At 72.0% G+C, this 22706-nt stretch carries 23 protein-coding genes and 1 riboswitch; of the genes, 8 read left to right on the top strand and 15 right to left on the bottom strand.

Features of this window, described 5'->3' with window-relative positions; translation table 11 throughout:
* The first annotated feature begins 1 nt into the window (after nt 1).
* Entirely contained in the window at nt 2-949 is a 948-nt protein-coding gene (locus tag ABGB17_RS33520) for a maleylpyruvate isomerase family mycothiol-dependent enzyme (RefSeq protein ID WP_347637367.1), read from the top strand.
* A gap of 4 nt (nt 950-953) precedes the next feature.
* Here ABGB17_RS33520 and ABGB17_RS33515 read toward each other — a convergent pair whose 3' ends face one another.
* The 5 genes from ABGB17_RS33515 to ABGB17_RS33495 form a co-directional block, all read right to left on the bottom strand.
* On the bottom strand, nt 954-1736 hold the full coding sequence (locus ABGB17_RS33515; RefSeq protein WP_347637365.1) for a DUF1707 domain-containing protein: 783 nt from the start codon (nt 1734-1736) through the stop codon (nt 954-956).
* A 77-nt stretch (nt 1737-1813) separates the two neighbouring features.
* Nucleotides 1814-2551 (bottom strand): class I SAM-dependent methyltransferase, encoded by a 738-nt coding sequence (locus ABGB17_RS33510; RefSeq protein WP_347637363.1) that lies wholly within the window; start codon nt 2549-2551, stop codon nt 1814-1816.
* A 100-nt stretch (nt 2552-2651) separates the two neighbouring features.
* On the bottom strand, nt 2652-3287 hold the full coding sequence (locus ABGB17_RS33505; protein WP_347637362.1) for a GPP34 family phosphoprotein: 636 nt from the start codon (nt 3285-3287) through the stop codon (nt 2652-2654).
* Nucleotides 3288-3289: 2 nt separating this feature from the next.
* Nucleotides 3290-3538, bottom strand: coding sequence for a hypothetical protein (locus ABGB17_RS33500; protein ID WP_347637361.1), 249 nt, complete (start codon nt 3536-3538; stop codon nt 3290-3292).
* Nucleotides 3535-4443 carry an SPFH domain-containing protein gene (locus ABGB17_RS33495; protein WP_347637360.1) on the bottom strand — a complete coding sequence of 303 codons (909 nt, stop codon included), beginning with the start codon at nt 4441-4443 and terminating at the stop codon, nt 3535-3537. The genes ABGB17_RS33500 and ABGB17_RS33495 overlap by 4 nt, the downstream gene beginning before the upstream one ends.
* 471 nt (nt 4444-4914) lie before the next feature.
* Between ABGB17_RS33495 and ABGB17_RS33490 the strand changes: the two genes are divergently transcribed.
* Together ABGB17_RS33490 and ABGB17_RS33485 are read left to right on the top strand one after the other, a co-directional pair.
* Nucleotides 4915-5187 carry a helix-turn-helix transcriptional regulator gene (locus tag ABGB17_RS33490; RefSeq protein WP_347637359.1) on the top strand — a complete coding sequence of 91 codons (273 nt, stop codon included), beginning with the start codon at nt 4915-4917 and terminating at the stop codon, nt 5185-5187.
* A 216-nt stretch (nt 5188-5403) separates the two neighbouring features.
* Nucleotides 5404-5820 carry a hypothetical protein gene (locus tag ABGB17_RS33485; protein WP_347637357.1) on the top strand — a complete coding sequence of 139 codons (417 nt, stop codon included), beginning with the start codon at nt 5404-5406 and terminating at the stop codon, nt 5818-5820.
* 304 nt (nt 5821-6124) lie between these two features.
* On the opposite strand, the gene ABGB17_RS33480 is transcribed toward ABGB17_RS33485, so the two are convergent.
* The 7 genes from ABGB17_RS33480 to ABGB17_RS33450 all read right to left on the bottom strand — a co-directional run bounded on the left by ABGB17_RS33480 (nt 6125) and on the right by ABGB17_RS33450 (nt 11556).
* Nucleotides 6125-6790 (bottom strand): hypothetical protein, encoded by a 666-nt coding sequence (locus ABGB17_RS33480; RefSeq protein ID WP_347637356.1) that lies wholly within the window; start codon nt 6788-6790, stop codon nt 6125-6127.
* Nucleotides 6787-7371, bottom strand: coding sequence for an RNA polymerase sigma factor (locus tag ABGB17_RS33475; RefSeq protein ID WP_347637354.1), 585 nt, complete (start codon nt 7369-7371; stop codon nt 6787-6789). The genes ABGB17_RS33480 and ABGB17_RS33475 overlap by 4 nt, the downstream gene beginning before the upstream one ends.
* Nucleotides 7372-7508: 137 nt before the next feature.
* Nucleotides 7509-8399: a sirohydrochlorin chelatase gene (locus ABGB17_RS33470; protein WP_347637353.1), complete on the bottom strand. Its 891-nt coding sequence runs from the start codon at nt 8397-8399 to the stop codon at nt 7509-7511.
* Nucleotides 8381-9109 (bottom strand): phosphoadenylyl-sulfate reductase, encoded by a 729-nt coding sequence (locus ABGB17_RS33465; protein ID WP_347637351.1) that lies wholly within the window; start codon nt 9107-9109, stop codon nt 8381-8383. The genes ABGB17_RS33470 and ABGB17_RS33465 overlap by 19 nt, the downstream gene beginning before the upstream one ends.
* Before the next feature lie 84 nt (nt 9110-9193).
* Nucleotides 9194-9337 carry an Insertion element protein gene (locus ABGB17_RS33460; protein ID WP_347637350.1) on the bottom strand — a complete coding sequence of 48 codons (144 nt, stop codon included), beginning with the start codon at nt 9335-9337 and terminating at the stop codon, nt 9194-9196.
* Between the two features lie 28 nt (nt 9338-9365).
* The gene (locus ABGB17_RS33455; RefSeq protein ID WP_347637348.1) at nt 9366-11048 is read right to left on the bottom strand and encodes a nitrite/sulfite reductase; all 1683 of its coding nucleotides are present in this window, start codon (nt 11046-11048) and stop codon (nt 9366-9368) included.
* A gap of 382 nt (nt 11049-11430) precedes the next feature.
* Nucleotides 11431-11556 carry a hypothetical protein gene (locus ABGB17_RS33450; protein WP_347637347.1) on the bottom strand — a complete coding sequence of 42 codons (126 nt, stop codon included), beginning with the start codon at nt 11554-11556 and terminating at the stop codon, nt 11431-11433.
* Nucleotides 11557-11898: 342 nt separating this feature from the next.
* Here ABGB17_RS33450 and ABGB17_RS33445 point away from each other — a divergent pair, with 342 nt between their 5' ends.
* From ABGB17_RS33445 to ABGB17_RS33430, 4 genes are all read left to right on the top strand, one after another.
* Nucleotides 11899-12744, top strand: coding sequence for a YhjD/YihY/BrkB family envelope integrity protein (locus ABGB17_RS33445; protein ID WP_347637345.1), 846 nt, complete (start codon nt 11899-11901; stop codon nt 12742-12744).
* Nucleotides 12741-12820: riboswitch (ZMP/ZTP riboswitch) on the top strand. Its footprint overlaps the gene before it by 4 nt.
* A 42-nt stretch (nt 12821-12862) precedes the next feature.
* Nucleotides 12863-14125 carry a serine hydroxymethyltransferase gene (gene glyA, locus ABGB17_RS33440; RefSeq protein ID WP_347637344.1) on the top strand — a complete coding sequence of 421 codons (1263 nt, stop codon included), beginning with the start codon at nt 12863-12865 and terminating at the stop codon, nt 14123-14125.
* Nucleotides 14126-14771: 646 nt separating this feature from the next.
* Complete coding sequence (rsgA, locus tag ABGB17_RS33435; RefSeq protein WP_347637342.1) at nt 14772-15872, top strand: ribosome small subunit-dependent GTPase A; 1101 nt, start codon at nt 14772-14774, stop codon at nt 15870-15872.
* A 976-nt stretch (nt 15873-16848) separates the two neighbouring features.
* The gene (locus tag ABGB17_RS33430; protein ID WP_347637341.1) at nt 16849-17469 is read left to right on the top strand and encodes a phosphoribosyltransferase family protein; all 621 of its coding nucleotides are present in this window, start codon (nt 16849-16851) and stop codon (nt 17467-17469) included.
* 133 nt (nt 17470-17602) lie between these two features.
* On the opposite strand, the gene ABGB17_RS33425 is transcribed toward ABGB17_RS33430, so the two are convergent.
* The 3 genes from ABGB17_RS33425 to ABGB17_RS33415 all read right to left on the bottom strand — a co-directional run bounded on the left by ABGB17_RS33425 (nt 17603) and on the right by ABGB17_RS33415 (nt 20617).
* Complete coding sequence (locus ABGB17_RS33425; protein WP_093171423.1) at nt 17603-17914, bottom strand: WhiB family transcriptional regulator; 312 nt, start codon at nt 17912-17914, stop codon at nt 17603-17605.
* Nucleotides 17915-18029: 115 nt separating this feature from the next.
* Nucleotides 18030-18950, bottom strand: coding sequence for a sucrase ferredoxin (locus tag ABGB17_RS33420; protein ID WP_347637339.1), 921 nt, complete (start codon nt 18948-18950; stop codon nt 18030-18032).
* Between the two features lie 164 nt (nt 18951-19114).
* Nucleotides 19115-20617, bottom strand: coding sequence for a glycerol-3-phosphate dehydrogenase/oxidase (locus ABGB17_RS33415; protein ID WP_347637337.1), 1503 nt, complete (start codon nt 20615-20617; stop codon nt 19115-19117).
* A gap of 434 nt (nt 20618-21051) precedes the next feature.
* On the opposite strand from ABGB17_RS33415, the gene ABGB17_RS33410 reads away from it, so the two are divergent.
* The gene (locus ABGB17_RS33410) at nt 21052-22650 is read left to right on the top strand and encodes an FAD-binding oxidoreductase (RefSeq protein WP_347637381.1); all 1599 of its coding nucleotides are present in this window, start codon (nt 21052-21054) and stop codon (nt 22648-22650) included.
* The last annotated feature ends 56 nt before the right edge of the window (nt 22651-22706 follow it).

Here is a 22706-nt window from a genome sequence, read left to right as displayed (position 1 = left end):
CGTGGCCCCCGACGAACCACCCGGGCCCGGCACCCCCTCCGGCCCCGGTCCCGAGCGGGTCACCCGGCTGGCGCTCGACGCCTTCGCCGAGACCGCGGCCGAGCCGCCTGCGGGGGCGCGGGAGCGCCTGCTCGCCGCCGCGCGCGGCAGGCGCAGGCCCGCCGTGACCGAAGGCTTCGCCGTGTCGTACGCCGCCCGGGTCGCCGCCATGGACGCCCTGCTGGCCGGCGCCACACCCGCCGACTGGGCCGAGCGGATCGTGGAGGGCTGGACGCTGCAGGAGCTGGTCGCCCACCTTGCCGCCACCGACGGCCTGGTGGCCGCGGCCATGGGCGTGCCGGTCACCGGGCCGCCGATCGCGGCCGACGAGGTGCTGTCCCGCACCGCCGACGTGATCGCCTACCAGCGGGACCGCGACCCCCAGGAGACCCGCGCCGACTGGCGGGCCCAGGCCGAGGCCATCTGCGCCCGCGCCGTCACGATGGACGCCACCGTCCCGGTCGGCCCCGGCGGCATCAGCCTGCCCGTGGGCGACCACCTGCTGGCCCGCATGCTGGAGACCTGGATCCACACCGACGACGCCGCCACCGTGCTCGGCGTCCCGCTGCCCCGCCCCCTGCCGGCCCACATCCACCCGACCGCGGACTTCTGCGCCCGCCTGGTGCCCTGGACCATGGCCCTGTCCGGCATGACCCCCGGCGCGAAGGCGCTGCGGCTGCGTCTCACCGGCCCGGGCGGCGGCACCTGGCACGTTCCGCTCGACCTGTCCGCGGTTGCCATGCCCCACGAGGGTCAGCCCTCAGACGTCTCCATCACGTGCGACACCGTCGCGTTCTGCTTCCTGCTCGGCGGCCGCGGCGCACCCGCCACGTTCCCCGCCGACGTCACGGGCGACGCCGCCCTGGCGGCGGACGTCCTCACCGCGGCGCCGGCACTCTCCGGCCCCTGACGGCTCACCAGCCCGGCGGCTTCGGCGGCTCCGGTGGCGGGATGACGTCCGGCGGCGGGGGCGGCGGCGGGGGGAAGGAGTGCCCGTGCCGCATGTGGCGGCGGGCCTCGCGGAGCTCGTGGCGCAGCTCGCGGTGCGCGGAGTGGAGCTCCTCGCCGAAGCCGCGGCGCAGCTCACCGCGGCGCTCCAGCCACCACTCGCTCCACGCGAACAGGGCGCGGGAGATCGGTTTGGCCTTGGAGTCGCCGACGACCTTGACGTCGCCCATCACGGCGTACGCGCGGACCCGGACCACGGGGGCGTTGTGCCCTGGCGGGGCCTCGATGACGTTGACCTTCTTGTCGCCCATGAACGCGACGCCGCTGAGGTCCACGTCCACCCCGTCCGGCACGATGATCTTCACGTCGCCCATCACCGCGGTGGCCACGATGTCGATCTCCCTGGACCGCACCTCGGCCTCACGCAGGTCGATCGTGACGTCCCCCATCACCGCGACCGCGCCGATCTCCTGGTCCACCCGCCACTTGCCGCGCCGCTTGGTGTCCCCCATGACGGCGACGTACCACCGCCGCGTCTTGCCCGGTCTGGCCGGCGGCGCGGGGAACGGCACCTGCCCCGGACCCGCGTCCGGCAGGTCCGCGGTGATCTGGGCGAGCTCGGCGTGGGTGGCGGCGAGATAAGCGGCCTCCGTGCGGTCGGTCAGTTCGGCCAGCGTCAGCCGTCCCTCCACCGACGCCTCTCGCAACCGCTCCACCACGGCCTCACGCTCGGCATCCGAAGCTCGCATTCCACCCGGATCGGTCATGCCCCGAATCTAGCGCGCGGATGCCTCCCGACGATCCTCCCTGGGGAGGAAACACCTCATCACCTCAAGGCGGGCATCTCCCAGACCGAGACGTGACTCCTGCTGTCGCCGGTGAAGGGTTCCCGGTCCCAGCCGGCCCACCGTTCCCGCAGGGTCATCCCGGCGAGCCGCGCCATGAGGTCCAGCTCGGACGGCCATACGTAGCGGTGCGGGGTCGAGTAGGTCTCCAGCCGCCCGTCCACCACCCAGTAGTGGTGCGAGTACGCGATCTGCGACGCGAAGTCGTACTCCTCGAAGCCGAGGTGCTCCGGGGTCACGGTGAACGGATGCACGGTCTGGCCGGGCGGGAGGCGCCGCAGCTCAGGGACGTACACCTCGATGACGAAACGGCCGCCGGGGGCGAGGTGCGCCGCGACGTTGCGGAAGCACCGCACCTGCTCGTCCTGCATGGTGAGGTTCGTGATGGTGTTGCGCACCAGGTAGGCCAGCGTGAACGTGCCGTCCACCCGGGTGGTGGCGAAGTCGCCGAGGGTGAGGCCGACGTTCCCCGCGTCCGGCCGCGCCCGCAGCCGGGCCGCCATGGCCGCCGACAGCTCTATGCCGTGCACCGGGACGCCCCGCGCGCTGAGCGGCACGGCGATGCGGCCCGTGCCGACGCCGAGTTCGAGGGCGGCACCCGAGCCGGCCAGGCCGGCGAGGAACCCGACGACCGGGTCGACGGCCGCCGGTTCGAACAGCTCCGGCCACTTGGCCTCGTACGTGGCGGCGATGTGTTCGTCGAAGTTGTCCTCCGGCACGTCTCCACTGTGACCGCAGGCTTCGCGCGCCGCCACTCATTACCCGGGCACGCGTGTCCCGCCGTACGCGCGGGCGGACGGCGGGACGGCGCCGGGAGGATCAGCCGGCCGCCGCGGCGGCGGACTCGGCGGCCTCGATGGCCTTGCGGAGGGCTCGGGGGATGGGGGCGACGGTGTCGCCCAGGGTGTCGACGCGGGTGCGGGCGGCGCGCCAGTCGGCGCGGGGGAGGCCGGCGCGCAGGCGGGCCATGGCGGCGAGGGCCACCAGGGCGGCGTCGCGGCGGCTCATGCGGGCGACGGGGGTGCCGCCGCGGACGGCGCTCGACACGGTGGCGAGCAGGCGGCGGACCACGCGGGTGTCGCGGACGGTGACCACGGTGTGGGGGAAGATCCCGAGGATGCGCCGCCGTTCCACGCGGATCCAGCGGTCCCGCTCCAGGCGGTCGCGCACCTGGTGTATCGCCTGGCGGTTCCGCTTGCCGACCCAGTGCTGCCAGCTCCGGCGCCGCGAGGACGCGATCTGCTGGAGCATCTCGTCGAGCATCGGGTCGGGCACCGCCTGCGCCCGCGCCACCGGCCCGCCGGTCGCGTCGGCGATGTGGCCCTGGATGAGCAGCTCGGCCAGGATGGCGGCGCGCATCAGAAAGCCGAGCCGGGAGCGGGAGGTGAGCCGCCGCTTCTCGATGTCGTAGGCGAGCAGGAAGAGCCGTTCCGGCAGGGTGTGGGGCAGTTCCATCGTCAGTCCTCTGGTGCGTCCTCGGCGTCGGTCGGCGGGGACCCGGCGTCGCCGGTGTCCCTTTTGGGGGGACGGCCACGTCTGGCCATCCGTCCCACGTCGCCGGGCAGGCGCCCGGCGGTGGCCAGCGCCCGGCGGAGCAGGAACTCGATCTGGGCGTTGGTGCTGCGCAGTTCGTCGCCTGCCCAGCGCGCGATGGCGTCGTGGACGGCGGGGTCGAGTCGCAGGAGGATTTTCTTACGCTCGCTCACTGGTACAGCGAGCCGGTGTTGACGACCGGCTGTACGTCCCGGTCACCGCACAGCACGACGAGCAGGTTGCTGACCATTGTCGCCTTGCGCTCGTCGTCCAGGTCGACGACGTCGGCCGCGTCCAGCCGGTGCAGGGCCTCCTCGACCATGCCCACCGCCCCCTCGACGATCTGCCGCCGGGCCGCGACCACCGCGCCCGCCTGCTGGCGGCGCAGCATGGCCTGCGCGATCTCGGGCGAGTACGCCAGCCGCGTGATCCGGGACTCGATGACCAGCACGCCGGCCGACTCCACCCGCGCCGAGATCTCCGCCGACAGCTTGCCGGTGATCTCGTCCGCGTTCTCCCGCAGCGACAGCAGCGTCTCGTCGGAGGAGTCGTACGGGTAGCTGCCCGCGATGTGCCGGACCGCGGTCTCGGTCTGGATCGCCACGAACTCCACGAAGTCATCCACCTCGAACGCCGCCTTCGCGGTGTCCTCCACCCGCCACACCACCACGGCCGCCATCTCGATCGGGTTGCCGTCCACGTCGTTGACCTTGGACACCCCCGTCTCGTGGTTGCGGATCCGCGTGGACACCTTGCGGTGCTGCGTGAACGGGATCGTCCATCGCAGCCCGTCGGTCCGCACCGTCCCGATGTACCGCCCGAGCAGTTGCACCACCCGCGCCTGCCCCGGCGCGATCGCCATCAGCCCGCTGCTGAGCACCATCGCCACCAGCACCAGCAGGATCCCGAGCACCCCCAGCCACGGCCACTGCCACGAGATGAGCAACGCGATCCCCGCCGCCAGCGTCAGCAGCACGACCACGACCATCAGCCACCCGGACACGTTGGGCGCCGTCCGCTCACTGACCCGCGCCTCCGGCATCTCGACGACGACGCCTTCGATCTCCTTCGCGACCATCTTGTTCCCTCCACTCGGTGTGTCTGGCACAACCATAGCAAAGTGATATCACTTTTCAAGCCCCCGGGGACGGAGCGCGGAGGAGGCGGCGCAGGGCCGCCGCGGTGGACGGAACCGCGGCCGCCGCCGGGCCGAATTTCGTACCGGTGGCCCGAAAACAGTCGCCCATCGTCGCCGCCGCGCTTTTCGGATACCGTCACCGCATATTTTCGCGCGGTGTGCGGCCGGCGTGCGAATGATCGTGGGAAATAGGAGCGCTTCCGGCTGTTGGCACGTCATCTGGTTCATGAAATATTGTGCGCGTGACGGACGCAGTCAAACACTCAGTAAGATCCTGTTGTTGCGACGGTATGGCGGTGATACGCTGCCGCCCTCCGCCGGCGCGGGGGTGGGGGTCCCGCCGGCTCCAAAGCACGTCTCCCTTTCATGTCCGCTGTCTTGCCGTGCGGAGACGGAGAACAGGAGGGTGCAATGGAAACGTTCCAGGATCTTCTGGGCGACGAGTGGAGTTCCTCCGTCGAGCTGCTCACCCCCCGTCAGATGGACGTGTTCTTCCTGCTGGGGAAGGGGATGTCGACCAAGCAGATCGCGATCCGGCTGACCGTTACCGAGCACACGGTGAAGGCGCATACGGCCAGGATTCTCCACGTACTCGGTCTGGAATCACGGCTGCAGGCCGGATTGGTGGCTTACGTCTACCAGACGTCGGTGCTGAGAAAGCGTCACGGGTCGCCGAATGCGTAGGGGCGAGGGCCTTGTATGACGTTCTGGATCGCCCGTGAAAGGTTACCCAGAAGGCTAATTGATATTCACTTCCTGGGGGCGCATTCTCGTTCTTAAGCGACTCGGGCGTGTTCGACCGGAATATCGCCCGAGCGGATAGCCCCAGCTCACACGGGGTGTGGGGGTATTCGGGCACCATCAGGCGCACAAGAAGGGAAAACGTGTGAAGATCAGGACATGGTCGGCACAGCCGCGACCGCGCTCGTCATGACTTTCGGCGTCCTGCCCGTGGCGGGTGCCTCGGCCACGTCCGGAAGCACCGCGGCCCCGGGGGCGAGCGTAGTCAGCACGTCGGATTCCGGCAGCGTCAAGACCGCCGTTTCCACCAAGCAGACACGGTCGAGGTCGGGGGGCAGCGCCGCGGTGGCAAGCGGCCAGACCACGCCGTTCGCGGGCACCTGCTACAACGGTTACACCTCCGGTGCGAGCATGTACATGACCTGCACCAGCGACGCGGCCGGCTACCGCGTCTACCTCGACTGCAACAATGGGTACCGTTACTACTTCACCTCGCCCATCTACTACGGCACGTGGAACCACACCATGACATGCCCGGCCCCGTACCTGGCGGTCTGGGGCGGCGCGTGGTGGTAATCACGCCGGCAGTTCTTTGACGGCAACCATAAGAGAGGGCCTCGGGAGACCGGGGCCCTTTCCGTTTTTTCGCACGCTTCACGACACAGCGGCCCCGGCCGTCCTGTGGAGGAGTCACCGGGCTTCCCCGACGGGCTGTCGCGGTCTTTTCTGCCGGACGAAAACACCTTCTCCGACATGGTCTTCAGGGGTTTATCGAGTTATATGAGCGTCCGGCGGGAGAGGGGGTTCCGGGCAGGCCCTGAACGTGGGGGATACGGCCTCCCAGGGAGCTGGTGGCACCCTGGGAGGCCGTGGTGCGGTCTCAGGGGCGGGCCGGAGTACCCGGCTGCGCCTCGCCGGGCCGGATCGGGACGACCTTGACCGCACCGTCGCCGGCCGGGGCGGGGACGGCTGTGCAGCGGGCCGCCCGTCCCTCGACGACACTCATGGCGATGCTCCCCGCCTGCGACGGGTCGTCATCGGCGAAGGTGGCGACGAAGACCAGCGTCTGCCCGGGCTTCACCTGACCGGCCGGGATGCGGAACGCGAGGCCCCCGTCCGCCGGCTGTTCCACCGCGAGCTGGGCCGTGGCGGGCTGGACGCCTCTCGGTTGCCGGCAGGCCTGGCCGACGGGCAGGTAGTCCACCTCGGCGCTGATGCCCGCGTCCCGCAGGCTCGCCTGGAGCTTCTTCGGTTCGAGGAACTCGTGGATGCGCACGGTCACCGTGCCGTCGGGGAGCTTGTCCACCGCGTAGGCGGGGGTGCCGAGCGAGAGCGGCACCGCGATCGCCGCGGCGGCGGCCACCGCGGTCCCCGCCAGGGCCAGGACTCGCAGGCCCCGGCGGGGTGCGCGGGGGGCACGCGGCGTGGTCACCGTGTCCGCGGCCTCGGCCCGTGCGAGAAGCATGTCGTGGACCCGGCGGCGTGCCGTGTCCGAGAGGGGCGGCGCGTCGTCGCCGAGCCTCGCGAGCAGGTCGATCTCGTTCATCGTGCGGACCAGCCTTCCGAGGTCGTGGTCATGATGGCCGCACGCAACTGGGCGCGGGCCCGGTGGATCCGCGATCGCACGGTGCCGACCGGGATCTCCAGCGTCGCGGCGATCTCCTCGTACTTGAGGTCGGCCCAGGCGTAGAGCAGCAGGGCGTCACGGTCGCCGTCCGGCATGACGGAGAGGGCGCGGGCGATCGACCGCACCACGGCGCCGGCGTCGACACGCTCGGCCACCAGGTCGGCCGGTGAGGGTTCGGCGAGCCCGAGGTCCGGGGGGGTGCGCGTCAGCGCCTTCCAGCGGCGCGCCTCGGCCCGGCCGTGGCCGCGCAGCAGGGTGGTCGCGATGCCGAGCAGCCACGGCAGCGCCCCGGTGGGGCTGCGTTCCGCCGAGAAGCGGTGCCGCTGCTCGAAGGCGGTCAGGAAGGTGTCGGACACGAGATCCTCCGCCGTGTCCTGACCGGCCCGCCGCGCCAGGTAGCGGTGCACCTGGTCGGCGTGGCGGGCGAAAACCTCGGTGAACACCTCCGGCGCCCCGAGTGATTTCTCGATCAGGGCCGCGTCGGTCAGCTCGGTCGTCATACCTCACCAGATCGCTCGTCCCGTCGTTGCTCTCACTACTTATTGGCACGACGCGCGCATCGGGTTCACGCCCGCGGCGGATTCACGCGGCCGGTACAGGACACGGGCCGGGAGAGGATCGGGCCGGGCCGCCGGTGTCAGGACGGCAGGAGGCGGCGGCAGGCGTCCGGCCGTACGACGCCGGCGTAGCGGTCGAGCAGCACCTCGGCCAGCTCGGGTGCCGGCCCGAGGGGGTCGGCGACGGCGTGCGCCCCCGCCGCGAGGGCCTCCCGGTGGATCTTCTCCGCGAACAGCCCCGCCGCCAGCAGGTACGGCGCGACCACGACCCGCCGGGGGGGCCTGCGCCGGCCGAGGAGGCCCCGCACCGCCTGCTGCGGGGTGGGGGAGGCCGCGGAGGCGTACGCGGCGGTCACCGAGTGCCAGCCGCGGGCGTTCGCCCACGCGGTGGCCGTGCGGGCGATGATCGTGTTGGCCCGGGGGTCGCTCGAGCCGGCGGCGGCGAGGACGACCGCGGTGCCGGGGTCGCCGACGCGCACGCCGGCCTCGGACAGCCGCCGTTCCAGGGCGGCCACCAGCAGCGGGTGCGGGCCGAGCGTGGCGCCCTGGTGGACCCGCAGCCTGGGGCGGGCACGCCGGACCTCGGCGAGGGCCGCGGGGATGTCCACCTTGCTGTGGTAGGCCTCGGTGAGCAGCAGCGGCAGCACCACGGCCTCGTCCAGCCCGCTGAGCGCCTCCCCGAGCGCCGGGCGGGTGTGGTCGAGGTACGCGGCCCGCACGTCGAGGCCGGGACGGGCGAGCCGCACATGGGCGAGCAGGGCCTCCACCGTGGCGGCGGCGCGCGGGTCGCGGGAGCCGTGCGCCACCGCGACCAGCGGCGGGAGCGCCCCGCCGCCGAGGCCCGGCCGCCGGCCGGGGAAGCCGGGGGACCGGCGTCGCGGACCGGCGGTGCCCTCCGTGGCCGGCGTGCCCGCCGCGCCCGCGACGTCCCCTGGGATGCGAGGCCGGGTGGTCAGAGGTGGATTCCGCATTCGGTCTTGCCCATGCCGGCCCACCGGCCGCTGCGCGGGTCCTCGCCGTCCGCCACCCGGCGGGTGCAGGGCGCGCAGCCGATGGAGGGGTACCCGTCGTACTGCAACGGGTTGACGATCACCCCGTTGTCGGCCATGTAGTTGTCGACGTCCTCCTGGGTCCACCGCGCGATGGGGTTCACCTTGACCATCTGCCGCTTGGCGTCCCACTCCACGACCTTGGTGCCGGTCCGGGTCGGCGACTCGTCGCGCCGGATCCCGGAGATCCACGCCAGGTAGGGCTCCAGGGCGCGGTTGAGCGGCTCCACCTTGCGCAGGAAGCAGCACAGATCGGGGTTGCGGCCATGCAGCCGCGGCCCGAGCTCGCGGTCCTGCTCCTCCACCGTGCGCGACGGCGTCACGTTGATCACGTTGACGTCGTACACCTGCTGTACGGCGTCCCGGGTGCCGATCGTCTCGGCGAAGTGGTAACCGGTGTCGATGAACAGCACGTCGATGCCCGGCTTCACCCGGCTGACCAGATCGATCAGCAGGGCGTCGGTCATCGAGGAGGTGAGGCACAGGCGGTCGCCGAAGGTCGCGGCGGCCCAGCGGATGATCTCACGGGCCGGCGCGTCCTCAAGGAAACGGGCCGCCGAGTCCACGATCCCCCGCAGGTCGAGGACGCCGCGCTGACGCTCTAACTGTGACTCGATCTCCAAAAGTGTCATGACTGGCTCACTTCTCTCCTCGTACGTCAGGCGGTGCCGCGGTGAACACAGGTCTCGGGGGGTTGGCGCGTCCCCGGCGGGCGCTCACGAGCGCACTCCGATGCCGAGGAACTTCACGGTGAAAGCGCGAGCGCAGGATCGGCAGTACCAGCCGCCGTCGCCGGCGTAGGGTTCGAGATCCTCTTCGCCGCAGTACGGGCAGTGGAACGGGACCGCGCGCTCGCTCACGTGGTCACCTCGCCCCCGGTCGCCTGCCTCATCGCAGGTCCGCCTCCTCGGCGCGCTGAACCCAGGCGGCGAAGGTCTCGCCGTCCAGCTTCTGGCCCTGGAAGTTCTTCAGCACGCGCTCGATGTAGTCGGGCAGCTCGTCGGCGGTGGCCTTCAGGCCGCGGATCTTGCGTCCGAAGCCGGGGGACGTGCCGAGCGAGCCGCCGAGATGAATCTGGAAGCCCTCCACCTGCGCGCCGCCGCCGTCGGTGACGAGCTGGCCCTTCAGGCCGATGTCCGCCACCTGGATGCGGGCGCAGGAGTTCGGGCAGCCGTTGACGTTGATGGTCAGCGGCTCGGAGAAATCGGGCAGCCGGCGCTCCAGCTCGTCGATCAGCCCCGCGGCGAGGCCCTTGGTCTCGACGATCGCCAGCTTGCAGTACTCGATGCCGGTGCAGGCCATGGTCTGGCGCCGGAACGTGCTGGGTGTGACCCGCAGCCCGGCCGCCTCCAGGTCGGCGACGGTGCCCTCCACCTCGCCGGGGGCGATGTCCAGGATCACCATCTTCTGCTCGACGGTGGTGCGCACCCGGTCCGAGCCGTGCCGCTCGGCGATGTCGGCGATGCGGTGGAGCGTGTCGCCGTCCACCCGGCCCACGGTGGGGGCGAACCCGACGTAGAAGTTGCCGTCCTTCTGCGGGTGCACGCCCACGTGGTCGCGCCGCCCGCCGCGCGGCGCCTCAGGCGCGGGGCCGTCCGGCAGGGTGTACCCGAGGTACTCCTTCTCCAGCACCTCGCGGAACCGCTCAGGACCCCAGTCGCTGACCAGGAACTTGATGCGGGCCCGGTGCCGCAGCCGCCGGTAGCCGTAGTCGCGGAAGATGCCGACCACGCCGGCCCAGACCTCGTGCACCTGCTCGGGGCGGACGAACGTGCCGAGCCGCTTGCCGATCATCGGGTTGGTGGACAGGCCGCCGCCCACCCACAGGTCGAAGCCCTTCTCGCCCTGGTCGTTCACGACGCCGACGAACGCGATGTCGTTGATCTCGTGCACGGTGCAGTGCGCCGGGCAGCCGCTCATCGCCGACTTGAACTTGCGGGGCAGGTTGGAGAACGCCTTGTCGCCGATGTACCGCGTGACGGTGTCCTCGATCTGCGGGGTGGCGTCGATCACCTCGTCGGCGTCGATCCCGGCCAGCGGGCAGCCCAGCATGACGCGGGGGGTGTCGCCGCACGCTTCGGTGGTGGACAGCCCGACCGCCTCCAGCGCCTCCCAGATGGCGGGCACCGACTCGATCTCCACCCAGTGGAGCTGGATGTTCTGCCGGTCGGTGACGTCGGCCGTGCCGCGGGCGTAGCGGTTGGCGATGTCGGCGACGGTGCGGAGCTGCGCCAGGCTGAGCTGGCCGCCGTCGATGCGGACCCGCAACATGAAGTAGCGGTCGTCCAGCTCCTCCGGCTCCAGGATGGCCGTCTTGCCGCCGTCGATGCCCGGGCGGCGCTGGGTGTACAGCCCGTACCACCGGAACCGGCCGCGAAGGTCGGCGGGGTCGATGGAGTCGAATCCCGCCTTCGAGTAGACGTCGATGATCCGCTGACGGACGTTGAGCCCGTCGTCGTTCTTCTTGTTCTCCTCGTTCTTGTTCAGCGGCTCGCGGTACCCGAGAGCCCACTGACCCTCACCGCGCGGTCGCTTGTGGTGACGGTTGGCGGGCCGGGGCGGGCTGGTCATGATGCGTCCTTTGCCGGGTTTGCCGGGGATTGTGGTCAGGTGGCGCGGACGCGCGGGCAGAAGGCCGGCCCGACTCTCCGATGAGTGCGGGGGGCATGAAAAAACGCCCGTTACGCGCCCTTGCCGTCAGGAACTGGGCCTGGCCGGAGTCAACAGGGTGCGACGATCAGTTCAACGGGCGTCACAACAGATGGCACTGCGGACACGCAGGAAGTCGACGTGCCTTCGCACGACGAGAAGCGGGTCCACTGGCATGTCCTAGACGATACCCGCCCAGTCTGAGATGTCCAATATCAGGTCCACACTTTGGACGCCGCCCCCGCGCGGGCCCAGCTCAACCGGGCCTGTGCCGCTCGTACGCCGGGGACACGGGGCGCGCGGCTCAGCCCTGCCGGGGCCAGCCGAGCGGCGGTTCGGCGGGCTCGCCGGGCGGGCGGTGCTGGCAGTCGCACCATGAGCCGTCGCGGCACTCCTCGTGGCGTTCGTCCTTGCATTCCTCGCAGATCACCTTCCCATTGTGCGCGCATGCCTCCCGACCTGCGAGGATTCGTCGCCGGCCGTGCTTTCCGGGCAGCCGGAACTGGCTAGTATCGGTAGCTGTGGCCGTGGCAGCGGATAGCGCGGCCGTCCTTCGGGTAGTCGGCCGGGAGTCGGCGCGGACGCGATCGTTACACGGCGGGCTCGTGGTGAGGTCATGTTGCGAATACCTTTGGATGCCATGACGTCCGCCGACGCGTCGGCCAAGACCAGGCGGAGCCTTCGGTGGAGGACCAGGGCGAGGGCCCACACCGCCGCGGTCCGTGCCTCGCGCCCCATACGCGCCATTGGCGGCTCCCGCCTCTGGGCCCTCGTGAAGGCCACCTCGATCGCCGGGTTCAACTTCCGGGTCACCGGCCTCGCCGGCGAGGCGGCGTTCTTCGCGCTGCTGTCCCTCCCGCCGTTCGTGCTCGGCCTGATCGGCCTGCTCGGCAACCTCACCTCCGTGATCGGCGCGGCCACCGTGGCCGAGAGCAGGGCCTGGCTGCTCAGCCAGTCGCGGCTGCTGTTCAGCGACAACGCCGTCGACCGCGTGGTGCGCCCCCTGGTGGACGACATCCTCAAGGGCGGCCAGGTCTCGCTGATCTCCGTCGGTTTCCTGCTCGCCCTGTGGTCGGGCTCGCGGGCCCTGTTCGTCTACGTCGACGTCATCTCCGTCGCCTACGGCCTCGGCGAGACCCGGGGCATCATCCGCACCCGCATCCTGTCGTTCGGCCTCTACATCGCCGCGCTGCTCATGGGGCTGATCGTCATCCCCGTGCTGGTGGTCGGGCCCACCCTGCTCGCGGACACCTTCCCCCGCTACGGGGGGCTGGTAGGGGTCCTCTACTGGCCGGTGGTCGTCCTAGGCTCGGTGCTGGTGCTGACGCTGCTTTACCACCTGAGCGTGCCGGTGCGCACCCGCTGGTGGCGCGAGGTGCCCGGCGCGCTGCTCGCGCTGGTCATCTGGATCCCCTGCGCCGCCGTGCTGCGCGCCGTGCTCGCCGCGTGGTTCACGCCGCTGTCCATCTACGGCTCGCTGGCCGCGCCGATCGCGATGCTGCTGTGGCTGTACATCACGGCGCTCGCGGTGCTCATCGGCGCCACGCTCAACGCCGAGTTCGATCGTCTGTGGCCAGCGGGGCGCACCGCCGGGAACGGCGGCTCGGCTATCGTTTAGGGATACGTGACTGGCGCGTGCGGGTGGGTCACCACCGGGGAGCGAACTGCGGAGGCCGGGCGCCTGGGTCTTCGTGAGTGCCGACGTAGTCTTCGCGAGCCATCGAAGGAGTTAGGCCATGAGTTCTCTTTCCCACGTCGACCCGGAGATCGCCGAGCTGATCAAGGCGGAGGAGCGGCGCCAGGCCGACACCGTCAAACTCATCCCGTCCGAGAACTATGTCTCCAGGGCCGTCCTGGAGGCCACCGGCACCGTTCTCACCAACAAGTACTCCGAGGGCTACGCCGGCAAGCGCTACTACGAGGGCCAGCAGGTCATCGACCAGATCGAGACCCTGGCCGTCGAGCGCGCCAAGTCCCTGTTCGGCGTCGCCCACGCCAACGTCCAGCCGTACTCCGGCTCGCCGGCCAACCTCGCCGTCTACCTGGCGTTCCTGAACCCCGGCGACACCGTCATGGGCATGGGCCTGCCGTTCGGCGGCCACCTCACCCACGGCTGGTCGGTCTCGGCCACCGGCAAGTGGTTCACCCCCGTCCGGTACGGCGTGCGCCGCGACACCGGCCGCATCGACATGGACGAGGTGCGCTCCCTGGCGCTGGAGCACCGCCCCAAGCTGATCTTCTGCGGCGGCACGGCCATCCCGCGCACCATCGACTTCCCGGCGTTCGCCGAGATCGCCCGCGAGGTCGGCGCCGTGCTGGCCGCCGACATCGCCCACATCGCCGGCCTGGTCGCCGGCGGTGCCCACCCCTCGCCCGTGGGCCACGCCGACGTGATCACCACCACCACGCACAAGACGCTGCGTGGCCCGCGCGGCGCCATGCTGATGGCGTCCGACGACGAGCACGCCAAGGCGCTGAACAAGGCCGTCTTCCCCGGCCTGCAGGGCGGCCCGCACAACCACACCACGGCCGCCATCGCGGTCGCGCTGCGCGAGGCGGCCACCGACGACTTCAGGACGTACGCCCACCAGGTCGTGACCAACGCCAAGGCCCTGGCCGAGGAACTCGCGAGCCGCGGCTTCACCCTGATCTCCGGCGGCACCGACAACCACCTGATCCTGATCGACCTCACCTCGAAGGGCGTCGCCGGCAAGCCCGCCGCCCAGGCCCTGGACCGGGCCGGCCTGGAGACCAACTACAACACGGTCCCGTTCGACCCCCGCAAGCCCTTCGACCCGTCCGGCATCCGCATCGGCACCCCGTCCGTCACCAGCCGCGGCATGGCCGAGTCCGAGATGCGCCAGATCGCCGCCTGGATGGACGAGGTGGTCACCAGCCTCGCCAAGGGCGACGCCGACGCCACCGAGTCCGTCATCGCCCGCGTCCACGCCGACGTGAGCGCCCTGACGGCCAAGTTCCCCACCCCGGGCCTGAGCTAGCGCTGAGATGTCCACTCAGGCCGGCCGGGCGGCCGCTGCTTTTCCCGGCTTCCCCGGCTTTTCCCTCCGGCGCCGGCACGGCGGGACGTGGTACGGCGAGGCCGATGACCGGTCAGTGACGCACTTCCCGGCGTACGGATGTCTCCTGCTCCGGGATACACCAGTGATCGGCGCCGACGCGGTGGGACGTGGTACGGCGAGGCCGATGACCGGTCAGTGACGCGCTTTCCGCCGTACGGATGTCTCCTGCTCTGGGATGCACCAGTGATCGGCGCCGACGCGGCGGGACGTAGTACGGCGAATCCGGCGCCGCCGTACGGCGCCCCACCCGGTGAGCGTGCGTTCCTGGACACCGCACTGGCGGACAGCGGGACACGGGCCCATGGTCCCGTGTCCCGCTGTCCCCGTGGCGCCGGGACGGTACAGGGCGGGGGAGTGACACGCCTGGCGAAATACGCTTGCGAGCGGTGGGCGTCCGCGCGGTATGGTTGGCGCGATTCGCCGCCTCGGCCGGAGGCGGCCTCGACGTGGCAGGAGGTGAGCACGACATGCGGGTCTTTCTGATGAGCATGCCCATGTCCTGTTCCTCCTGGGTGCCCGTCGAGAGCTGAACGCCGCGGGTACCCGTTCCCGAAGGGTGCCTACAGTGACCACCACCGGTCATGAGCTTTCTCTCCTCGGCTGGCGTGACTCCCTCGCCGCCGATCTTCCGGGCGGCACCGTCCCCGCCCGGGTGGCCCGCGTCGACCGCGGTGCCGCCGAGGTCATCGCCGCGGACGGCCACCACACAGCTCCGTACTCCGCCAGGCTGCGCCGCGCCTCGGCCGAGGATCCCGTGGCCCTGCCCTGCGTGGGCGACTGGGCCGCGCTGACGTGGCTGCCCGAGGGCCGCCACGAACTGCGGGAGGTCCTGCCGCGCCGCACCGCCCTGGTGCGCGGCGGCGTCAGCCGGGACTCGCGGGGCGGCCTGTCCGGCGACTCCCAGGGCCAGGTGCTCGCCGCCAACATCGACGTCGTGTTCGTCGCGGAACCCGCCGTGCACGGCGACGACTTCGCCGAGCTCGGCCGCATCGAACGGCTGCTCGCCCTGGCCTGGGAGAGCGGTGCCCGCCCCGTCGTGGTCATCACCAAGGCCGACCTGATGGGCGAGCACCTCCCCGGCCTGCTCGACGACGTCGCCGCCGCCGCACCCGGCGTGGACCTGCACGCCGTCTCCGCCCTCGACGGCGACGGCGTGGAGGACGTACGCGCCCACCTCGCCGGCGCCGCCACCGCCGTGATCCTCGGGCCTTCCGGCGCCGGCAAGTCCACCCTGGTCAACGCCCTGGCCGGCACGGACGTCATGGAAACCCAGCAGGTCCGCGCCGTGGACGGCCGAGGCCGCCACACCACCGTGCACCGCGAGCTGGTCCCCCTGCCCGGCGGCGGCCTGATCATCGACACCCCCGGCATCCGCCGCGTGGGCATGTACGAGATGAGCCAAGGCGTCGACATGGTCTTCACCGACATAGAAGACCTCGCCGACCACTGCCGCTTCGCCGACTGCGCCCACGAGACCGAACCCGGCTGCGCCGTCCTCACCGCCGTCGAAGAGGGCGAACTCCCCGAACGCCGCCTCGCGAGCTGGCGCAAACTCCAACGCGAAGCCGCCTGGATGGCCCGCCGCGGCGACGCCCGCCTCCGCGCCGAGGAAACCCGCAAGTGGAAAATCATCCACAAGTCCGTCCGAGGCAGATCCCGCCCCTAACCCCACCAACGAGACACCTGCCACAACCCCCGCCCCCACCATGTTCGGTAGGGGATGGGGTTGTGGCGGGTCCCGTCCCTGGTCGTTGTCGGGTGGGGGGTGGGTTGTGGCGGGTCCCGTCCCTGGTCGTTGTCGGGTGGGGGGTGGGTTGTGGCGGGTCCCGCACCTGGTCGTTCTCCGTGGGGGGTGGGGGCGTAGCAGGTCCGACCCCTGATCGTTGACCGGCCGCGGGGGCCCGCAGCCGCGTCCCCGCCGTGCGGCGCATCATCCGGCCGCGAGGCCGCTTCTTTCGCCGCTTTGCGGCATCTTGTTGCTCGGCGCCGCGTCGGCGGGACGTGGTACGGCGGATCTCGGCGCCGCCGTACGGGGGGACACCGGCATATCCGCCGGTGAAGTGGTTGGGGATGACCGTCCTTGACGGCGTTTCCCGGGTGGGCCCGCGGTCGCGGGGGCCAGCCGGGAACGGCGGTCGCGGGGGCCAGCGGCGGGTCATGTCCCGGCCGCCGTGCGGCGTTTCATCCGGCCGTTAGGCCGGTTCCTTCGCCGCTTTGCGCAGCGTGACCGGCGCCGCGTCGGCGGGAGGTGGTATGGCGGATCTCGGCGCCGCCGTACGGTGGGGCGCCGGTATGCCGTTGGTGGGTGATTCTGGATGGTTGGTCGGCGGTCGCGGGTGGGTCCGCTGTAGCGGGGGCGTGTCCGGCAGCCGTGCGGCGTCTCATCCGGCTGTTGGGCGGGTTCCTTGGCCGTTTTGCGGCATCTTGACCGGTGCCGCGTCGGTGGTACGTGGTGCGGCGGGTTTCGGCGCTGTCGTGCGGTGGGCCGCCGGTATGCCCGTTGGTCGGGTGATTTGGGGTGATCGTCCTGGTCGGTGGTCGTCGTGGGGCGGGGGCTTGTGGGGGGGGGGTGGGGGTACGGGTTTGGTATGGGCGTTGGCCGGCGGGTTTCGTTGCCGTTCCCGGGGCGGGGGGAGGCGGGGATGATGCTTGCGGAGATGCTCTGGGACATGGGGCTGGCGGATCCGGTGGTGCTGGCGCTGCCTCGGGGTGGGGTGGCGGTGGCGGGGCCGGTGGCGGAGAGGCTTTGTGCGCCGTTGGAGGTGTTGGTCACCCGGAAGATCGGGCATCCGGCGCAGCCGGAGCTGGGGCTCGGGGCGGTGGCCGAAGGAGGGGAGCCGGTGTTCGACGCGGGGTTGCTGGCGCGGTTGCGGATGTCTGAGGAGGACCTGGCGCCGGTGGTCGAACGGGAGCGGCGGGAGCTCGCCCGGCGGGTCGCGGTCTACCGGGGGGAACGGGCGCTGCCCGCGCTGACGGGGCGTGACGTGGTCGTGGTGGACGACGGGCTGGCCACGGGGGGGACGGCGCGCGCGGCTCTGCGGGCGGTGCGCCGGGCCAGGCCGCGCAGGCTGGTGCTGGCGGCGCCGGTGGGATCGCCGAGGACGGTGACCGCGCTCAGGGACGAGGCGGACGAGGTCGTCATGCTCGCCACGCCGCCAGGTTTCCACGCCGTGGGGCAGTGGTACAGGCACTTCGAGCAACTGACCGACGAAGACGTCCTCCGCCTTCTCGGGCGGAGGACGGACGGGGGTTCGGCTGTGTAGGGGTTGGGGTTCACAGAGTGGGGCCTGGGGAGGCACCCGCATGATCATGCGGCAATTTCGACCCTGGAGGCGTACAGGAGCGGAGAAGCCGCATGATCATGCTGGCAACAGAAGCATGCCGGTGGAGGGTTGGTCAGGCGGCGCTGATCCCGGCGCTGGCGGCACGCCGCATGCGGCGGCGACGCTCGGACGCGCGCTCGTCCTCGTTGAGCCCGCCCCACGTGCCGTACTTCTCCGGACGGGACAGGGCGTAGTCGAGGCACTCGGCGCGGACCGGGCACTGGGCGCAGATGGCCTTGGCCTTACGCTCGCGGATGTCGCGCTCCGGCTGACGCTCGCCGTCGGGGCCGAAGAACAGCACAAGGTCCTCTCCACGGCACGCGGCATCATCCTGCCAACCCCAGCTGGGGCGGGGGCGGGCGATCTGCCGACGTACCTGAGACATGAGAAACCACCTTAGGTGAGATGTATTTCGTGTGTGGGCCGCTTTGGACGCTTTTGGCATCTCTATTTGCCAACGCCGTGACGGGCCGTGGTGTTCCCGGCTCGCTTCGGAGCCCTCAGGTCAGAACGGGCGAGCCGCACCGGAGATGCTCCAGCGCGGCCAGCCGGTAGGTCGTGACCGTGTCGGCGCACGAGGTGCCGCACGGGGCGGTGAACTCCGTCCGCTCGACCACGACCCGGAACCACGCGTCCTCGCGGTGTGCGTACACGTACGCCGCGGTGACGTCGCCGTCCGACCTGGTGGATTCCACGGCCACTCCGCCTACCGACACGTCGCCCGTGTGAACGCGGACGAAATGCTCGGCGGCCTGCGATGGCTCAGGGATGCCCGCGCGTCCCCGGAAACGGTCGAGAACGATCTCGCCGTGCCGGTACGCGTTTGCCACCGCGATGGCGGCAGCCTGAGACATGCTGCCGTAGTAAAGCCCGTGTGGCAAGCACACGAGGTTGGCGGCGTAGCGATCGCCGCCCACATGGGTGGTTTCCCACACTCTTCCCGGCCCTGCTTCGGCCAAAACCCGGGCGATGGGCAGGCCTTCGCGGGCACAGCACGCGTTGCGCCTGGCATGGGTGCAGACCAGGAACACCGGCTCCTTGACAAGTATGCAGGACCCTGGAACCACTCCGCGCACCAGAGATCCCAGGTCAAGATCCCTTGGGTCCTCGAAGAACCCCTCGGCGATCCAGGGGACCTCGGCGGTGGCATCCGCCACGAGGATCCTGCGCGGCCCCGTGACCTGGGTGCGGCGGCCGGGACGGCGGATGAGCTGGGCGCGTACGCCGAGGTCGGCGGCCCGGCGGAGCAGCTCGTGGATCTCGGCGGGGAGGTCGCATTCGGGCAGGTGGGAGGCCCAGGGGCCGGTGTGCTCGATGAGCAGCCAGAAGCGGGCGCCCACCGTGGCGCTCGCACGTACCGGTATCCCGCCCGCGTGAGCCCCGGCGGGGTGCTCGCACCCTCTCGCCCGGTCTCCGATCACGATTCCTCCCCCATCAACTTAGGTAAGACTAACCTAATGGTGGCGGTCAGGCGGCGAGCGGTTTTCTCAATTCCCGACAACAGCCGAATACTGGCAGTTTACGTCATGCCGATGTGACGAAAATCACACGCGTGGGCCTGCTGGGGAAACCATGCGAATCCGGGCTATTCCCCACGAAGTTCTCGGACGACGCGCTCGGCGACCGGGAGGGCCGCGGCCCGGTCCTCCGGCACCAGGCCGATGCGGGTGCGCCGGTCGAGCAGGTCGCCCGCGTCCAGCGCCCCCTCGTGCCGCACCCCCCACACCAGCTCCGCCACCGTCACCCCGAGCGGCAGCCCGTCCCCCGCCCAGCGCTCCTCCCGCGCCAGCCGGTGCACGGCCGCCGCCTCCCGGCCGTACCGCTCGGCCAGGCGGCGCGGCACGCCCTCCGGCCCCGGCCGGTCCCCGGCGCCCACCAGGGGGAGCCCCGCCGTACGGCTCGGCGGCGCCCCGGGGAAGGCCGCGTCCACCGCGTCCAGCGCCATGCGGCGGTAGGTGGTCAGCTTGCCGCCCACGATCGTCACGACGCCGTCTGGGGCCGTCAGGACGGCGTGCCGCCGCGAGAGGTCGGCGGTGCGCCCGCCGCCGTCCAGCAGCGGTCTCAGGCCCGCGTAGGCGCCCGCCACATCGGCCCGCGTCAGCGGCGTCTGGAGCACCGAGCCGAGCACGTCCAGCAGGAACACCACGTCGGCTTCGGGCGCCTCCGGCACGTCGGGCACCGGGCCGTCCAGGGGTTCGTCGGTCAGGCCCACCAGCACGCGGCCGTCCTGCTGGGGGAGGACCAGGACGAAGCGGGCGGTCTCCCCGGGGATCGGCACGTGCATGCCGGCCCGCGGCGACCCGAGCGCGCCCTCACGCAGCACCAGGTGGGTGCCGCGCGACGGCCGTACCCGCACGGAGGGGGACAGGCCGCCCGCCCATACGCCGGCCGCGTTGATCACCTTCCGGGCCCGCAGCGTGAACGTCTCACCGGTCAGCTCGTCGCGGGCCTCGGCGCCGTCACCCGACAGCGACAGCGCGCGGCACCGGGTCACGATCCGCGCGCCGTGCGCCGCGGCGGTGCGCGCCACGGCCACCACCAGCCGCGCGTCGTCCACCACGCGCCCGTCGAACGACACCAGCGCGCCGCGTAGCCCCGCCCCGCGCAGCCCCGGCACCAGCTCCCTGGCCCGGGATGCGTCCACCCGCACCGGGCCGGGCAGCGTGCGCCGCGGGGTGCCGGCCGCCGCGCGCAGCACGTCGCCGAGCCGGTAGCCGGCCATGGTCACCGCCGCCTGCGCCGCCGAGACGGCGGGCGTCAGCGGCATCACGTACGGCTGGGCGCGCACCAGGTGGGGCGCCGTGCGGCACATCAGCGTGCCCCGCTCCACCGCGCTCTCCCACGCCACCCCGACCTGCCCCTTGGCGAGGTAACGCAGCCCGCCGTGGATGAGCTTGGAGCTCCACCGCGACGTGCCGAACGCGAGGTCGTGCGCGTCGATCGCCACCACCGACAACCCCCGCGACGCCGCGTCGAGCGCGACCCCCGCCCCGGTGGCGCCGAGCCCCACGACGAGCAGATCGGCCGTGGTCTCCCGGGCCTCGCCGAGGTCGCGGACCCGCCGCGCGGCGTTCAAGGAGGAGTTCACGAGCGGGACGCTCCTTTCAGGTGACGGGTCCGGCGGGGCCCCCCAGGCCTTCCTGGCGGTCCGCCCACCAGGCCCGCCTGGAGGGCCGGTGCACGGCGGGTGCGGTTTTCCCGGGTGGGTTGAGTGGCGGGTCCGCCGGGGAGGGCGGGTGCACGGTGGGTGCGGTTTTCGCGGGGTGGGTTGAGTGGCGGGTCCGCCGGGGAGGGCGGGTGCACGGTCGGCGCGGTTTTCCCGGATGGGTCGCGTGGGGGGTTCGCCGGGGACGGCCGGCGCATGGCGGGGCGCGGGTTCTCGCGGGTGGGGCGTGGACCGGGTCGGCCCCGGGAGGGCCGGTGCGCGGGGGGCGCGGGGCTTGGCGGGTGGGGCGCGCACGCGGGCCGGGAGGGCATGTCACAGTGTAGGGCGTGGAGATTCCCGACACCCCGGCCGAGCCGATGCTGTGGTCCGGCTGGGGCGACCCCGCCAAGGTGGCCGGCCTGCCCGCGCCCGTGCTCAAACTGCTGCGTGAGCTGCTCGGCGTCCGCGAGCCGGAGCGGCGGGCGGCGACCTTCGGCGAGGTGCGGCTGCCGCCGGTGGCCCTGACGGCGGGGGTGCTCGCCGACCTGTGCGCCGTCGTCGGCAGCGCCAACGTGCGGATCGACGACGACGCCCGCATCCGCCACACCCGCGGGAAGTCCACCCCCGACCTGCTGCGCATGCGCGCGGGTGACGGCTCCGACGCCCCCGACGCGGTGGTGCAGCCCGGCTCGCACGAGGAGGTCCTGGAGCTCCTGCGGCTGTGCTCCCGGTACCGGGTGGCGGTCGTGCCGTTCGGCGGCGGCACCTCGGTGGTGGGCGGGCTGGTCGCCGACCGGCGCGGCTTCACGGGCGTGATCGCGCTGGACGCCGGCCGGCTCAACCGGCTGCTGACGGTGGACACCGAGTCCCTGGTCGCCGACCTGGAGCCGGGGCTGCGCGCCCCGCAGGCCGAGAACCTGCTGGCCGGGCACGGCCTGACCCTCGGGCACTACCCCCAGTCGTACGAGTACGCCACCCTCGGCGGGTTCGCCGCGGCCAGGTCAAGCGGCCAGGCGTCCGCCGGGTACGGCCGGTTCGACGACATGGTCATGGCGGTCACGGTGGCGACGCCGCGCGGCACGATGGAGTTCGGCCGGGCGCCGAAGTCCGCCGCCGGTCCCGACCTGCGCCAGCTCGTCCTCGGCTCCGAGGGGGCCTTCGGCGTGATCACCTCGTTGCGGCTGCGGGTGCGCCGCATGCCCGAGGAGCGGGTGTACGAGGGCTGGCGCTTCGAGTCCTTCGCCGCGGGCACCGCCGCGCTGCGCCGCGTCGCGCAGAGCGGGCCGATGCCCACGGTGCTGCGCCTGTCCGACGAGGCCGAGACCATGGTCGGGCTGGCCAAGCCCGACCAGATCGGCGGCTTCCAGACCGGCGCGGGCTGCCTGGCCGTCGCCGGGTACGAGGGCGACGCGGCCGACGTCGCGTACCGGCGCGAGAAGACCGCGGAGACGTTGTCCGGGCTCGGCGGGCTCTACCTCGGGCCCGAGCCTGGGGAGGCGTGGGCGCACGGCAGGTACGGGGCCCCGTACCTGCGCGACGGGTTGCTCGCGGCGGGCGCCACCGTCGAGACGCTGGAGACGGCGTGCTTCTGGTCGGGCGTCCCGCGGCTGTACGACGCGGTGCGGCTGGTGCTGAGCGTGGCACTCGGGCAGACCGGCCCGCCGGGGCGGCAGGGCAACCCGCCGCTGGTCATGTGCCACATCTCGCACGTGTACCCGACCGGCGCGTCGCTGTACTTCACTGTGGTGACCGCGCAGACCGGCGACCCGCTCGGCCAGTGGGACACCGCCAAGCGGGCGGTCAGCGAGGCCATCGGCATCGCGGGCGGCACCATCTCGCACCACCACGGGGTGGGCCGGGACCACCGCGACGCCTACGCGCTGGAGATCGGCGAGCTCGGGGTGGAGATCCTGCGCGCCGTCAAGGAGCGGCTGGACCCGGCGGGGATCCTGAACCCGGGCGTGCTCATTCCGTGATCTGCCGGATTCCGTGTTCGGCCGCCCGCCGGGGCAAGATCGCGGGGAGAATGGGG

The sequence above is a fragment of the Sphaerisporangium sp. B11E5 genome, assembly GCF_039871875.1.
Taxonomy (GTDB): domain Bacteria; phylum Actinomycetota; class Actinomycetes; order Streptosporangiales; family Streptosporangiaceae; genus Sphaerisporangium.
The sequence above is the reverse complement of the archived record's forward strand: the minus strand, read 5'-3'. Positions and strand labels throughout refer to the sequence as shown.